The 15,273-nt window shown below is 29.8% G+C and carries 16 protein-coding genes and 1 pseudogene; 3 read left to right on the top strand and 14 right to left on the bottom strand.

All coding sequences use genetic code 11. From position 1 onward, the window contains the following. Positions 1-125: pseudogene (locus DFQ06_RS19555) on the top strand (IS110 family transposase); the annotation flags it as partial. Positions 126-173: 48 nt separating this feature from the next. Here the strand turns inward: DFQ06_RS19555 and DFQ06_RS08465 are convergent. From DFQ06_RS08465 to xerA, 7 genes are all read right to left on the bottom strand, one after another. After that, a complete protein-coding gene (locus DFQ06_RS08465) occupies positions 174-1,091 on the bottom strand; it encodes a hypothetical protein (RefSeq protein WP_133967148.1) in 918 nt (305 codons plus the stop codon). Positions 1,092-1,606: 515 nt separating this feature from the next. Further along, the gene (locus DFQ06_RS08460) at positions 1,607-2,170 is read right to left on the bottom strand and encodes a DUF4411 family protein (protein WP_133967146.1); all 564 of its coding nucleotides are present in this window, start codon (positions 2,168-2,170) and stop codon (positions 1,607-1,609) included. Further along, positions 2,170-3,267 (bottom strand): ImmA/IrrE family metallo-endopeptidase, encoded by a 1,098-nt coding sequence (locus DFQ06_RS08455; protein ID WP_235833508.1) that lies wholly within the window; start codon positions 3,265-3,267, stop codon positions 2,170-2,172. The genes DFQ06_RS08460 and DFQ06_RS08455 overlap by 1 nt, the downstream gene beginning before the upstream one ends. Before the next feature lie 340 nt (positions 3,268-3,607). Next, entirely contained in the window at positions 3,608-4,438 is an 831-nt protein-coding gene (locus tag DFQ06_RS08450) for an abortive infection system antitoxin AbiGi family protein (protein ID WP_133967142.1), read from the bottom strand. A 165-nt stretch (positions 4,439-4,603) separates the two neighbouring features. After that, the gene (locus DFQ06_RS08445) at positions 4,604-5,419 is read right to left on the bottom strand and encodes a DUF4238 domain-containing protein (protein WP_133967140.1); all 816 of its coding nucleotides are present in this window, start codon (positions 5,417-5,419) and stop codon (positions 4,604-4,606) included. A gap of 13 nt (positions 5,420-5,432) precedes the next feature. Next, positions 5,433-5,855, bottom strand: coding sequence for a hypothetical protein (locus tag DFQ06_RS08440; protein ID WP_133967138.1), 423 nt, complete (start codon positions 5,853-5,855; stop codon positions 5,433-5,435). Between the two features lie 72 nt (positions 5,856-5,927). After that, entirely contained in the window at positions 5,928-7,055 is a 1,128-nt protein-coding gene (xerA, locus tag DFQ06_RS08435) for a site-specific tyrosine recombinase/integron integrase (protein WP_074938405.1), read from the bottom strand. Between the two features lie 89 nt (positions 7,056-7,144). On the opposite strand from xerA, the gene DFQ06_RS08430 reads away from it, so the two are divergent. After that, positions 7,145-7,525 (top strand): hypothetical protein, encoded by a 381-nt coding sequence (locus DFQ06_RS08430; RefSeq protein ID WP_042506571.1) that lies wholly within the window; start codon positions 7,145-7,147, stop codon positions 7,523-7,525. Positions 7,526-7,620: 95 nt separating this feature from the next. On the opposite strand, the gene DFQ06_RS08425 is transcribed toward DFQ06_RS08430, so the two are convergent. The 6 genes from DFQ06_RS08425 to DFQ06_RS08400 all read right to left on the bottom strand — a co-directional run bounded on the left by DFQ06_RS08425 (position 7,621) and on the right by DFQ06_RS08400 (position 13,194). Next, entirely contained in the window at positions 7,621-9,123 is a 1,503-nt protein-coding gene (locus tag DFQ06_RS08425) for an aldehyde dehydrogenase family protein (protein ID WP_133967136.1), read from the bottom strand. Between the two features lie 204 nt (positions 9,124-9,327). Beyond that, positions 9,328-10,167, bottom strand: a complete 840-nt coding sequence (locus DFQ06_RS08420) for a helix-turn-helix domain-containing protein (protein ID WP_133967134.1) — start codon at positions 10,165-10,167, stop codon at positions 9,328-9,330. 147 nt (positions 10,168-10,314) lie between these two features. After that, positions 10,315-10,899, bottom strand: coding sequence for a M23 family metallopeptidase (locus DFQ06_RS08415; protein WP_133967132.1), 585 nt, complete (start codon positions 10,897-10,899; stop codon positions 10,315-10,317). A gap of 61 nt (positions 10,900-10,960) precedes the next feature. Beyond that, on the bottom strand, positions 10,961-11,842 hold the full coding sequence (locus DFQ06_RS08410; RefSeq protein ID WP_133967130.1) for a hypothetical protein: 882 nt from the start codon (positions 11,840-11,842) through the stop codon (positions 10,961-10,963). Positions 11,843-11,959: 117 nt separating this feature from the next. Then, positions 11,960-12,739, bottom strand: coding sequence for a M90 family metallopeptidase (locus DFQ06_RS08405; RefSeq protein ID WP_042500114.1), 780 nt, complete (start codon positions 12,737-12,739; stop codon positions 11,960-11,962). Positions 12,740-12,843: 104 nt separating this feature from the next. Beyond that, complete coding sequence (locus tag DFQ06_RS08400; protein ID WP_133967128.1) at positions 12,844-13,194, bottom strand: transmembrane 220 family protein; 351 nt, start codon at positions 13,192-13,194, stop codon at positions 12,844-12,846. A gap of 188 nt (positions 13,195-13,382) precedes the next feature. Between DFQ06_RS08400 and DFQ06_RS08395 the strand changes: the two genes are divergently transcribed. Further along, positions 13,383-14,000 carry a LysE family translocator gene (locus tag DFQ06_RS08395; protein ID WP_042500127.1) on the top strand — a complete coding sequence of 206 codons (618 nt, stop codon included), beginning with the start codon at positions 13,383-13,385 and terminating at the stop codon, positions 13,998-14,000. A gap of 168 nt (positions 14,001-14,168) precedes the next feature. Here DFQ06_RS08395 and lpxD read toward each other — a convergent pair whose 3' ends face one another. Beyond that, complete coding sequence (lpxD, locus tag DFQ06_RS08390; protein WP_133967126.1) at positions 14,169-15,164, bottom strand: UDP-3-O-(3-hydroxymyristoyl)glucosamine N-acyltransferase; 996 nt, start codon at positions 15,162-15,164, stop codon at positions 14,169-14,171. Between the last annotated feature and the right edge of the window lie 109 nt (positions 15,165-15,273).

The following is a 15,273-nucleotide window of genomic DNA, read 5'->3' as shown; positions in this document are numbered from 1 at the left end:
AAGGAAAGAGTAAAAAATTAGCATTAATAGCGGTATGTAATAAGTTACTAAAACAAGCTTTTGCTATCGCAAAATCGGGTTTAATATTTGACAAGGAATATAAAAGTACGCTAGTGAAAAATTAATAAGATTTTACTTGTTTTTTAGCACAGTACTTTGTTGTACGTAGTTTTTTAATTTTCTTTCGTTTCAATGGAAAAATCGTAATAATCATAATCGAATTTGCCAATCCAACAACTTAAAATTCCGCTTTTGAATTTCAATCCGCTTTTCTTTACTATTTCCATTTGCTTTTTAGTTTCTATATTAATTTTATAACCATCTTTTTCTGCTCTTTCCAAAGCTGAATATGCATAAATTCTCGAAACTGGATTTATTCCAAAAATCAACTTTTTGATAATATCGTATTCTTTGTTTTCCAAAAGTGTTTTAAAAAATGTGTTTGCAAAATGAACAAAATCATCATCAACGTGATATGTGTCCATATTCCACTCAACTTGATTTAGATTGTAATATGCGTTTAGAGCGTCAGTATTGTATTCGTCAGTATCAATTTCCAATGTGAAATTTGGATATTTTTTTTGATATTCAGATAGGTTTTGATTGTAAAGCTTATAGTATTCCATATTCGCTCCACTACAAGTCAAAGGAATAGAAATTTCTTTTAGATAAATATTTTCGAATACGTTTTCCTCAACTTCTGTATCCAACCTCGAATAGATTATTAGGTCATTGTAAGTCAGTATTTTTAAGTTAAAACTCGTATAACCACCATAAAAATCGTGAGAAATCAATTTTAATTCGTCCAACAATTCAATTGTTTTACTCGAAGCATTGCCTTTTCCAGATAAGAGCGAAGGATATATAGTCAAAAAATCAATTACACTCGGTTTTAAGTCAGCTATTGGATTTACCATTTCTCTGAAACGAGTTAAGTCTGTTTCTATCCATTCAGGATTTGGATTTGCATTTTTTTCTTTCGGTTTGCAAGTATGACAATTCTCTAATTCCGCTTTATTTATTTCATAAACAGTTTGTCCGTTACACGAATAAAATAGAAAAATAAATAATGTCGAAACTAAAATTTTCATTGTTTGGTCAAATTACGTACAACGGTTACGTATAAGAATAGTGAGTAGTTTGTGTGCGTGGATTTTCCGAAGGAAAATCATAAGCAAGCAAACGCGCATTTACTCTTGATTAGGTACTAAACTAAGCATTATTTTTATACAATGTTGGCATGCGTAGTTTTTTTGTAGGTAAAGTTTTTAGTTTTAAACCACAAAGTTGAGCACGTTTTAAGTCAGTCGTTCGCAACAGTTGCGTTGTGTTTGTAAAAAGTCCGAATATTTCGCGCAAGAGTGATGTCAGTCGTACGTACACTTTGCGTTTTGATTTGTTAAAAGTCAGTTGCACAATCTTTTTAAAGCACTTTTAAGATCGGTTTAATTCCTTTTTAGAGCAGAGTGAGCTATGAATGCCAACGTGTTTGTATATGATTTGTTGCGTGGTTTAAGCAACTAATTTAGTAAATAATTACCGACCAATAAAGTCCGCGAGGACTTTCGTAAGTAGGCGAGAAGCCAGCAATAAATTATATACGGTGTTAGGCACTGGTATTTTTAATTCGAATATTGATTTCTTTATTGAATAACTCTATTAATTTAGGTAGTCCAATACATTCAACATTTATTTCTTTGCAAATCGAAGGGATTTTTTTAAATAATTTATTGTCATTATTAGAACTTGTTTCCTCAGTTACAACTGTGATTTGATTATCTAAAGTTTTTGAGATTTCGATAGATTTAAGAATTATTTTTGCATCAGCTGATTTTAGAAAATCATTTGTTAAAGATTCAATATCTGTTTCTGATAATAATCTTTTTTGGAATTGATTACAAAACTGATTATCTAATAAGTTATAAAACTTCCTAGTTGGAAGTAAACTTGCTGTTTTTGTAATAAATTTTTTGTCAATTATAAAGTCCAGTTCTTTTGGAACTATTTTTTTTGAAACATAAGAACATTCTAATGATACTTCTGATAATAAGATAAATTCTCCATCTCTAATTTTTTGTTTGAAAAAATCATAGATTACAGAATTATTATCAAAAGGTTTGTAGTATCTAACTAATGAAACCCAAGTGCTTGTATCAATTATAAATCTCATTAGATATATTTATCAATTTTTTCAGGTTTAATATTTAGTTTTTTACAAAAGTCATATTCATTTATAACTCCTCCATATAATGCTGTTTGTAATGTGTTTACAAATAGTGGTGAGTTAATAGGTTTAGGGACTGAACCACCTTTTTTTATTCCTGAAATTTTATCTAATTCCTTTTTTTTGTTTTCTTCCTCTATTTTTTTTCTATAAAGTTCTTCAAGTTCATTTTTGACATTGTTATAATCTTTATAAGAAATCTTTTTAGAGTACAACAATCTTGTATATAAAGCTAATGTGCTTAAGTTCGTTTCTTTTGAAATCCTTTGAATAAAATCAAAATGATAATCATTTGATGAATCTACTTTATTTAGACCTTCAATAGTGTTTGCATAATTACCAACTAAAAAGAAATAAGAAAATTCATTACACCAATTTTCTATTTTACTTAAATCTTTTTGAGATATTGATTTAACATCAACTTCTTCAATTTCTTCTTCATTAAGTAAATAATGACCTAATTCGTGAATTAAAGTAAAGATTTCTCTTCTAAATGATTTTTGTTGTCGTTTTAAAACAATCACATTTGGGTTTAGATAAAATCCATTAATATTTGCAGTATCTTTTTTATTCCAAGTTTCTACAAACTCAAATACCATTATATTGTTTTCTGCAAATTTTGAGATAAGTTCTTTTAAGAAGTCTCTTAAAATTGGCGAAAACTCGTTAGGATATAATAAATCTCTAATTTCTTGTGCTACTTTTCTAGGACTATCTTTTATTGAGAAAATTGGAATTTTTCTCTCAAATTGTATGTCAGAAAGTTTAGATATTGCAGTTAATGAATTTTTTAAATCCTCAAATTGATTTACGATTTTTTTTGCTCCAATATTTAAGTCAGAATTGAATTTATCTTTTCTGAAAAAAATACTAGCATCTTTGTTTTCTGAAATTGGTCGAGGATTAATGTAGTACTCAAGACCTTTGTTGAAAACCTTATCAATTTTCTTTAAATGACTAATTTTAATTTCACTAGAGTATAAGTCATCCTTAGTTATTGGATTTTTCAGCCCTTCGCTGATTTTTTCCAACAACTCTTTCAAAGTTATTCTGTATAACTTTAGAAGATAATCTATTCGTGATATGTTATGTTCAATTGTCAAGAATCTTTCTAGTGTTTTTTACTAAATGCAAAGGTACATTTTTTTACTGAATTTTCATTCGTGGGTTACTTGTGCCTAACGTTTCGTGTATGGTTAGTGCGGAAATAGAAAGTCCCAAGACTTTCAGTTTAGCACTTAGCCAAAACTTTTTATTTTGTTTTAATTTTTCTTGTTCTAAAGCCAAATCAAAAGATTTGGCGGACTTTATAAAAATACACAAAACTTTGGATTAAGCAACAAACCCCGCATTAATTATACACATTGTTGGCAATAGGTTGTTTTAAAAATCATCGTGAATAAATTTATCGTTTATTATCATTAGATTCCCACTAAGTATAGAGTCTATAACCTTATCAGAACCGAACTTTTTGTTCAATACATTTAACAATATATTTCTTTGATTTTCATTATTAATTATAATATATCGAATATCATTAATGTCGTTAAGTTTAACAGAGTATTTCGGTAAATGAGGTTTTTCTCGAAATTCATTATTTTTAATTTGGTTAAATTCATTATCATACTTATTAAATATTTTTTTTTCATTTTCTAGTTCTGGAATAAATCTCCATTCCCTTTCTTGATATGTTATTATTTCGTTTTCTTTATAGTATGTTTTCCAATTTTTAAAGAATTGTATTAAAGAAATGTTTACAGTTGAAATTTTCTTTGAATTCTCGGTATGTCCTTCTATATTCTCATTGAAATTATTCTCTAGGTTCGAAAATGGTTGATTATTAAACAACTGTTTCATCATATTATTTAAAAAAATAAGATTAATGTTTTTATTGAAATCCCTAAAAGGTGTGTTTTCATGTATATAAATAACAGGTGAAATAGAGTTTTTTAACGCCCAATTTAAACTCATTCCAATACCATGCTTTCCATAACGCATATATAGGTCAACATCTCTTAGTGGTATATTACAAAAACTAACCATTGGTATATAATATTCTATGTCATTTATTTTTTCTTCACAATATGAAGGAATAAATCCATTATTTAATATTTTTAGAATGACTTCAAAATTATTTGTATAATGAAATATATGATTGATTTTCTTTTGATTAAATTGATTTTTTTCAATATTTATCTTTTTTTTTGAAGCCATTTATTTTCCCTTATATCAATTCTTTATAGTTTTACTTGTTGCCAACGTGTTTGTATATGGTTTGTTGCGTGGTTTAAGCACCTAATTTAGCAAATAAAAACCAAATAGAAAATCCGCGAGGATTTTCGTAAGTAAGTTAGAACTAGCAATAAATTATATACGGTGTTACATGGCGTTTTTAATTATTTTCTCAATCATATCAAAATTTTCATCTTTTGAAAAAATAAATCTATTTGCATGTTTGTATTGTAAGTAATTTAGATTCTCAATTATTTCTTCATTACAAATTAAATTAGATGCTTTTTTTGAAACTGTAGTCTGGCAAAATAGACATAAAAGAAGAGAACAACTTAAAGGAAAGTAGATTTCAATTCCTATACTATTTAAGCCAAGATTACCTCTTTCTTCTCTATAGTTTGTGGTGTTTTGCAAAACAATTGGATTGTCGGAAGTATAGAACTGTTCATTAGATTCTGCTAAAATCCATGTTTTGTTCAATAAGCTATCTTTATATTTATCAGCATCTTTTAATATATCTAACCAGAAATATTTAGAGTTTGGTCTTTCTTTTATGTTAAATAGGTTTTCAATTGGGCTATAAAATTCATTTAAAAAACGCTTTATATTTAGATAACTTTTTTGGGTTCTTAAAATTTGAAAAGCGATAAATTCACTTAAAATATCTTTATCTAAAACTGATAAATTCTTGATTTTACGGCTTTTAAGCAATTTTGTGATTACAGGTTCAGTTTTTGTTTCTAACTTACCTAATTGATATTCAATGCTTTTTTTTGAACTTCCAGGTATATAATCATAGATATATATATCAGTAGGCGTGTTTTTGATAGCTCTATTTTTCTTGCTTTTCCATCTTTTGTCAACAGCATTTTTGTCAAAACTCCATATGTGAGTTTGATTTTGATTACTGAAGTTTTTTAAAATAAATCTTGGGACGATATGTTGATTTTTAACATGTGACATTAAGATAGATATTCTAATTATTATTCAATAGATTTTCTAATTCACTAGAATACTTATCAAAATCGTTTTTAGCTATTTCTATTAATTGTTTATTATTTATGGCAATTCCGTTTCCTAAATCATTTAAAAAAGTTTTGAGTAATCTAAGGTGTCTAATTTCCTGCGTATTTTTAGAAAACCAATTTGGAAAGTTTTCTAAATCATTTATTTTCTTATTTAGTTTCCCAATGCTATTTTTATTAGTGTTATTAAGTTCTAATTTAATTTCTTTGAATTCATTAAATCTGTTTATAATATAGATTTTTTCTTCTTTTGTTAAAGAATTTTCAATTTTTTGTTCCTTTACAATTTCTTGTTTTAATTCAGTTTTTTTCTCGGTTTCTTTACAGCTTACTAATGTTAGCATAAATAATGCTAATAATGTTAAATTTTTCATAGATATTTGGTTTTAAATGACATGTAACAATTGTATATAGTTAGTACTAACTATATATCTATTATATGCGCACTAAGATAGTAAATCTTTAATTTCTGTAAAGGAACTCGTAGCAACATGTGTGTAAATTTCTGTTGTTTTAGTCGAATTATGCCCCAGTAGTAGTTGAATGTAACGAATATCGGTGCCACTTTCTAGTAAGTGAGTAGCAAAACTATGTCTTAACATATGCGGAGTAACTCTTTGTTTAATACCAGCATTCTTGGCAGATTTCACAACAATTTGTAACACGCTAGAGCTACTGTATGGATTACCCGAAATAGGGCTTTCAAATAAGTAGGTTTTAGGTCTGTAAATTTTAAAATACTTTCTCAAATCTTCTAGAACACTTTTGTTCAGTACAGTATATCGGTCTTTATTTCCTTTAGCTTGTTCAACTCTAATAACCATTCGTTTACTATCAATGTCTTTTATTTTTAATTGTAAAAGTTCATTTCTGCGCAAACCAGAAGAGTACAATAAGCTTATAATGCATTTATGTTTTATATTATTAGTTAAGTTAATTATTGCAATTATTTCTTCCTTTGATAGTACTTTTGGTAGTTTAGATTCTTTTCTAGGTCTTTCAATGGAGTAAAACCGATTAGGCATTCCTAAAACCATTTCATAATAGAATTTAATAGCGTTAATCGACATATTTATATATGAATTTGATCTATCTTCATTAACTAACTTTTTAAGATAGATTCGGATATCATTTTCGTTAATGCTAAATAATTCTCTTTCTTTATAGTAGTTGATAAATTTCTCAAAGCTATGCACGTAGTTTTTTACCGTGCTATTAGAATATTTTTTCAACTCTAATTTCTGTAAAAACTCATCAGGACATGCTCTAAAGTGTTTTTTAATAGGTCGATTTCTAAACCAAGATACATCTGTATTTTTGTTATCACTATTTAGTTTTTTGTCTTTAAAAAAATAGTTGCAATTAACCCAGGCAACACCTTCAAATTTCTCAAAAACCAAATTGATATTAGATTTGTTATTTATAATATATACCATATTAAACTCTTTACTCCATTTTGGGTTAGGTAACTCTTTAATTAGAGCTTGAATAACTTTATCTGCATTAAATTGTAAGCCAATACATTGTTTTTCTTTAATAAAAAGATGTTTTAATGTTATATGTTTATTTAGCATATCAGTAATTTTAAAACAAGATATTTATATAAAATAATTTAGTCGTATCTTAAACGAATAGTATTCGTGTAATCTTCGTTTAAGTTAATATGAAATTAAAAAATAATGAGTGTTTAGCCTGCGGAAAAGAGCTGATAGGACGATCAGATAAAATTTATTGCGATTTACATTGCAAAAGCTCATATCACTACCGGAAATCTTTAGATGAAGCTCCAAGGTTCTATAATAAAGTAGACAACCAGTTGAAGCTTAATAGAAAAATTCTTAAAAACTTTAATAAATCGGGTAAAGCAACTGTGCGAGCAAAAGTTGTTCTCGAATTAGGATTTAATCCAAAATATTTTACCCATTACTGGAAAAACAAAAAACATGATGTTTATCTATTTGTTTATGAATTTGGTTTTCTAAAAAAGAAAGAAAATAATGTAGAAAAATATATTTTAATAAAATGGCAAGAGTATATGGAGTAACTATTGTTGTATAACGGGTTATTGAAATTTAGATAAAAACAACAAAGCCCTGGATTATCCAAGGCTTTATTATTACTTAATTTAATGGGTTTTAATTAAAAGAATCCCATAGGTTTCTTGTCGTAAGATATTAACATGTTTTTTACAACACGGTAATGATCTAAAGCCATTTTATGGTTTTCACGACCAAATCCAGATTCTTTAACACCACCAAAAGGAGCATGTGCAGGATAAGTATGGTATTGGTTTACCCAAACTCTACCAGCTTGTATTGCGCGAGGTACTTGGTATAATTCGTGTGCATCTCTAGACCAAACACCAGCACCTAAACCGTAAGGCGTATCGTTTGCAATAGCAATAGCTTCTTCCGTAGAGCTAAATGTTGTTAAAGCTACAACTGGGCCAAAAATTTCTTCTTGGAAAATACGCATCTTATTATTTCCTTTTAAAACTGTAGGTTGAATGTAGTATCCTTCAGAAAGTTCACCTTCATAATTACCAGCATCACCACCTGCAACAACTTCTGCACCTTCATCTTTTCCTATTTTAATATAGTCAAGAATTTTGTCGTATTGTGGCTTAGAAACTTGAGAACCAATCATTGTTTCTGGATCTAATGGGTTTCCTGTTTTAATTGCTTTTAAACGCACTTTCATTTTTTCGATAAAAATGTCTGCAATATCCTCATGTACTAAAATACGTGATGGAGCAGTACAAATTTCACCCTGGTTTAAAGAGAACATTAATGCACCTTCAATAGCTTTACTAAAGAAATCGTCGTCATGATCTGCTACAGATGGAAAAAATACGTTTGGAGATTTACCACCTAATTCCATAGTTACAGGAATAATGTTTTCGGCAGCATTGTGTAAAACTTTACGCCCAGTTTCTGTAGAACCTGTAAAAGATAGTTTTGCAATACGTTTAGATGTTGCTAAAGCAGCACCAGCTTCTGCGCCAAAACCAGTTACAATGTTTAATACACCTGCTGGTAAAATATCACCAATAAGTTCCATTAATGCAATAACACTAGTAGGTGTTTGCTCTGCTGGTTTTACAACAGCTGTACAACCTGCGGCTAAAGCTGGAGCAATTTTCCATGCTAACATTAACATTGGAAAATTCCAAGGAATAATTTCTCCAACAACACCAACAGGCTCGTGCAATACAATGCTTACTGTGTTTTTGTCGTGTTCTGAAATACTACCTTCGTCTGCACGAATTACACCTGCGAAATAACGAAAGTGATCGATACAATAAGGGATATCTGCTGCACGAGATTCGCGAATTGGTTTTCCGTTATCTATAGTTTCTAAAGTTGCTAAGTACTCGAAGTTATCTTCCATTACTTGTGCAATTTTCAATAACGCATTACTACGTTCTGTTGCTGAAGATGTACTCCAAGACGGGAATGCTTCGTGTGCTGCATCTAACGCTAAATCTATATCTTCTTGTGTTGAGCGTGCTGCTTGCGTAAATACTTTACCATCTACTGGAGAAACGTTATCGAAATATTGACCTTTTACAGGATCCACGAATTTACCGCCAATAAAGTTACCGTATCTTTCTTTAAATACTGGTTTTGTTACATTTGCCATAATTATAATTTTTAATTATTAATAGTGCTTGCAAAAACAAGCGTTGTTTAATTATGGTACAAATGTATGTTGGGTTATTACCTTTCTATTTATTGAAACGGCTCAATAACTTATGAAAAAAGGTCAATGTTGTTTGTTATCAAAAAGAAATAGTTTGATGTGTTTTTTAGTGTTTTGTAAATCAATATGTTATGTATTGTTTTTCTAGCTTGAAATATCTGTTGGGCTAATTCCGAACTTTTTTTTAAAGGCTACGCTAAAGTTAGACAGGTTGTTATAGCCAATTTCTAAGTAAATATCGGATGCTTTTAGTTCACCTCCTTGTAACAATTCTTTGGCTTTTTGTAGACGTTTATCTTGCAACCATTTTCCTGGTGCTTGGTTGTATTCGTTTGTAAAATGACGTTTAAAAGTAGATAAACTCATATTGCAGAGAAAGGCAATTTCTTCTAACTTTAAATTAGAATGCACATTGTTTTCTACTATGTTTTTAAATGGTGAAACATCTTTAGAAATTAGAGAATGTAAGTAATACTCAAAGGTATCACCATATTTATTTAATAAGTACAATAAAATTTCTTCAAACTTTAAAGCTAATAATGCATCGCTAAAATTGTGGTTTTCGAATGTATGTGATGCTAACGAACTAATAAAAGAAGCTATATATGCGTCGTTTTCAATTACAAAATAGGGTACATCTTCTTTATACGGTTTAACGTCGTTTGTGTATTTGCTTAAAAAATCGGTTAGTTTCTCTTCAGAAAAGAAAAAGAGTTTACAGTAATAAATAGCTTCTGTGTCTAATAATTCTGTCCAAAGCCAATTTCCTTTTTTCAGTAATAATGATTGGTCTTTATTTACTGCAACCGATGTTCCTGCAAAATGCACTTGTTTTTTTCCTACTTGAAGAAAACTAAACATATTCATGCCTAAATTCACCTTACTTTTAACAACATCTGTGGTCATTTTAAAGTCGTAAACAAATAAATCAGGACTTTCTGTTTTGTCCTTAATGTAGAGTTCGGGTATGTTTTCTATTGGCATCTAGATTCTTTTTTGGCTAACAGGTAATGTTCTTTTTTTTTGCTTGTAGGGCAGAAGGTAAGCTCAGCCTTTTAAATTCTTACTTGGCCAAATTTACATGTTTTGCTTTTAAATTAGCCTTAAGTCGCGCTATGGATTTGCACGTTGTTAATTTCTGTGGTTTTTTATATACTCAGTAGGGTCTAAATACCCTTCGGTATCAAAAGAATATCCGCCACCTATTGGAAGTCCAACTTGGCTTCTTAATTCTAAATGTAAGTGAGCAAGATATTGCCCATTATTATTTCCTATTGTTCCAATTTTTTGCCCTTTTTCTATGTAATCTCCTTTTTTAATAATTATTTCATCACAATGTGCATATAGAGATTCAATTTGATTTTCATTGTCAATATAATGTACTATTCTAATAACGTTTCCCCAACCTCCATAAACATTTTCAGCATTAGAGACATATCCATTTGCTATAGCATATATCGGATCGCCTAAATCGGTGTTTCCTCCTCCAACTCCATTCCAATCATCTCCTAAATGTTCGTTTTCTCCAAATTTTTGAGCATTATAATATTTTTTTGCATCTGGTTTTCCTACAGGGAAATCAAATCCATTTGTGAATTTTATCGTGTCAGATTTTATAATCTTTATATTATTTTGAGCTGTATAACTAATGTTTTTTTTGGTGTCAGGTTTACAACTAAAAAATCCAATTAATAATATTAAAATTAAGTTTTTCATAATGTTTTGTTCTGAAATATGTCTACAGGTTAAAATTGATTTTATGCTGTTTCTATATCTGTTATTCGTTTATAAATGTTTCGTTTTTTTTAGGAGGAAAAATTATTACATGAGAATTATAATCATGGTAATCGGTGAATTTAGTTTTTAAAAATAGAGGCGTGCTCTTGCTTAAGTTGTGTTTTTCAGAAGGAGCTCCAAGCCAATTACATTCTTTTAAATAGTTAAACCGGGTTATCCAAGTGTGCCATCCCTGATTGCTAAAACCCCAGCCAAACTCATTTAGATTTAGAAGATTATTAATGTCGTCTTTATCATCATCAACATCAAAAATACCCGTTAAAGGAATGTTGGGTTGTTTCCAAACATGGTATTTTTTATCCTTTTTGTAATTCTTTAAACAGGCATCATATTCATTAGAGTTTTTTGAGATAAAAAGGTAGGCTTTCCAGTTGTAGAATTTAGTTAAAATATATCCTAAGCTCCAGCCAGCATGTTCGCGGTTAGCCCATATTTTGGTATGATGTTTTTCAATAGTTTTAAATTCCTTTCCAAACCCAGCTTCTAAAGCTTTTACAGCAAATATAGTGCAGTGCATACTATCTAGCTTAATATCATTTTTTTCTAAAGCATATTTTTGAAAAACATTTATAGAGTCTAGTAAATCCTTACTTAAACCTACTGAGTAATACCATTGTGTGCCATAGTATTTACTTGAGTTTAACCTATAGTCATTAAAATATTCGTTTTCTATGTCTGCTATTCGATTTATAGCTTCTGGAGAATTAAAATTAAGATATTCATTTTCAAGTTTACTTTTTGGTGTGTAAACTATAGCGCTATCTATGACTTTCTTTTTTATATAAGTGCTTTTCTTTGTTTTTTCCTTACAGGAATAAAACAAAGATGAAATTGTTAATAGAAAACAAATTACTTTTTTCATGATGTTTGCTAAGGTTTTAGCAATGTAATATTCAAATTTAAAAATTCAACGCTTAATAAGTAAGAAAAAACACTTTAATTTAGTAGGGAATTTTCTAGTGATAATTTAAATCCTCTTTTACCTTTTAGAACTATCTTTTACACGAAAGCAAACTTCAAGCATTTGATATAAGTCTGGATGTTTTTTCTTCATCTTTTCAGGTTGTTCAAAAAAATATTCGGAAGCTACAGCTAAAAATTCGGCTTCATTGGTACCTCCATAATTTCTAATATCAGATTTATTGTTATTTATATCCTCCATTTCTTTATGGATAATTTTTAACCAAGGTATAACGTAGGGTTGCTGTATTAATGTTTCTGGTACGCCATCTGTTAAGCCATCTAGTTTGTCTATTAAATGTACAAACTCATGAATACCTGTATTGTGAATATGAGATTTTTTTTGAAAGCCACCATGCAGTGCTTTTCGTGATAAAATCATTTGATGTTCAAATTGTCCCGTACCAACCATACCTGCAATTTGTCGGTTTTCATCGGTTTGAGCAAAACCTAAATTTTCGTTAAAATGATCTGGATAAACCAAAACCGTACTTAAATTTTTGTAATGCCATTCCTCGAAATTAAAAACAGGAATAACAGCGCTACATGCAATTAATATTTTATCGAGATCTTCAAGGTTGAAACCTACACTTTCAATATTTACTTCACTTAAAAATACCATAATCCGCTGCTGGAATCGTTTTTGTTCAGTGGTAGATAAACCTTTATAAAAATTAACATGTCGCATGATTTTGTTATGCCAATTAGCGGGAAATTTTTCAGCTTTTTTCTTTTTGGTCGCATAAAGAGTATAGAGAGCGAAAGCCACTAATAATATGAAAGCAATAGTAAATGCCATAAAATGATGATTTAGTTTTTTGTAAAAGTATTCTATTTTTTAAAGAAAAGGAATTACTGTTTGTGTTGCAATGCCTTTTACTTAATAATAAAAAAGAACTTAATTCACTTCTTCCCTAAAAAAGAAAAACCACCAAACAAAAACATAACAATTGCCATTAGCAATAACCCGTAAGCTTCTCGTGCTTCTTCTACATTTTTTATATCTCCTTTACCTATTTCAAAACCTTCAAAAGTTTCTGGGTAGGCTGAGAAAAAACCGATTAGGAATAAAGTGCCAAGAACAAGTAGAACCATTTTAGGTGTTTTGTTAGCGGCATAACCAAAACTAGCAATAGAAGCAATGGTATAAATAATAATCCATAATATAGGGTCTGGGTCGTTGTATTGCACAATAGCTCCAAAAATGAATAAAACACCAAATATAATACCGAGTACTTTTAATACTATTTTCATAATACGTGTAATGTCGTTTTTGCTTATTCTAAAATAGACCCCTAGGTTAAAGAAGGCTAAGTTACTATATTTTTAAACTTTCCATTTGATTAAAAAAGGCTTAGTTGAATCGTTTCGGGTTAATTTAAAGATTAAACGTAGTAACATATTGATGGATTAAGCCGTTTATTTGTGGCTAGATATAAATTATGACTTTTTTAACCTGCTTACTTTTTGGATTTCTTATTGCTGCTTCCGGTAGTATTGTACCTAGTTTTTTAAATCTTACAGTTGTTAAGTTTAGTTTGAAAAGTGGACGGAAATCTGCTTTTTATCTCATTGGTGGTTTTGCTACGGTATTGTTTTTTCAAGCTAATATAGGCGCATATCTTTCAAGCGTTTTAATGGCGAATTCAGAATATATAACCCTGATACAAAAAGTTGGTACAGGTATTCTTATCTTGCTATCTGCAAACTTTTTTAGGTTATATTTTACTTCAAAAAAGCAAATTAAAAAACAAGAAATCGATAAGTCTAAAGCTTACTTACACGGTATTGGTATGTCTTTATTAAATACTTTTGCCATTCCGTTTTACTTCACGTCTATTTCTTTGCTAATAGGTTTAGAGTATTTCGAATACTCACTTCTTAATAGTTTATATTTCTCTATAGGTTCTACGGCGGGCTCATTTACATTATACGCCGTGTATGCCACAGTAGCGAGCAGAATTGAACATAAACTTACTTTTATAGCAATTAGAATGGATTTTATTTTAGGCTGTTTAACAGGAGTTGTTGGAGTTGGGAACCTAATTTATTTATTGTAATTACCTATCAAATTAGTTTGTAGACAACATGAAATTAACAGAAGTAAATTATTCAAATCAGAATTAGATTTTCTATTTCGTTACTATCGATAATAAATTATATAAAACAAAAAGGTTCACTCCATTCAAAAATTTCAAATAAAGTAAACCTTTTGTATAAATAAAATTTTATTTCTTAACCAATCTACGCATAGCAACCCATTGTTTTAGCATATCTCGAGCGTCTTGCGCAGGATAACCTAAAACGGTTTGTCCGGCTTTTACATCGTTCATTACACCAGATCCAGCACCTACGGTTGCTCCCGAATCAATGTTGGTATGGTCTTTAATAGAAGCGCTTCCCCCAATAATAACACCATCTCCAAGTGTAACCGAACCAGCGAGTCCGCTATGTCCAGCCATAATACAAGATCGTCCCATAACACTATTGTGAGCCACCTGTACTAGATTATCAATTTTACACCCGTCGCCAATAATGGTCGAGCTGAATTTGGCTCTATCTACACAAGAGTTTGCTCCAATTTCAACAAAATGACCAATAATTACATTTCCTATTTGTGGTATTTTAACTAAGCCTCTACCATCGTTACTTGGTCTGTATCCAAAACCATCGGCACCAATACTTACATTAGTATGGAAAATACAGTTACTACCAATAATACAACGTTCGCGAATTACGGTACCCGACCAAACTATAGTTTTATCACCAATAATGGTTTCATCAAAAACACAAACATTAGGGTATAGTATAACTTCGTTACCCAATTCTACATCTTTACCAACGTAGCAATTGGCTCCAATTTTACATCCGTTACCAATTTTTGCAGTTTCGTGTATAACTGCTGTTGGGTGAATATCGGTATCGAATACGGGAGCTGGCTGATTAAAAAGTTCCAGTATTTTAGCCATTGCTAAATCGGCATTTTTCACTTTAATAATAGCGCGATTATCTCCGGCTTCAATTTTTAAATTATCATTTACAACAGCAGCACATGCTTTTGAGTCGACCCAAAACTTTACGTATTTAACGCTTCCAACGAAAGTGATATGGTTATTATTCGCGTTTTGTAATTGTTCAGGTCCATTAATTTTTTGCGTAGTATGGCCAATTAATTCGCCTTGTAATGCATCGTTAATTTCCTCAATTGTATATGATGTCTTCAAATTTTATGTGATTAGAATGTTAGTATTCGTAAATCTAACTGAAAAAAATAAAATAGTTCTAAAAGAACAGATGTTTTTCTGTGATAGACTAAGGAATTGGTCTAAAAAT

This window comes from Algibacter lectus (assembly GCF_004368925.1).
Taxonomy (GTDB): Bacteria; Bacteroidota; Bacteroidia; order Flavobacteriales; family Flavobacteriaceae; genus Algibacter; species Algibacter lectus.
Note: the sequence above shows the minus strand (reverse complement) of the source record. Positions and strands in the feature narration are given on the sequence as shown.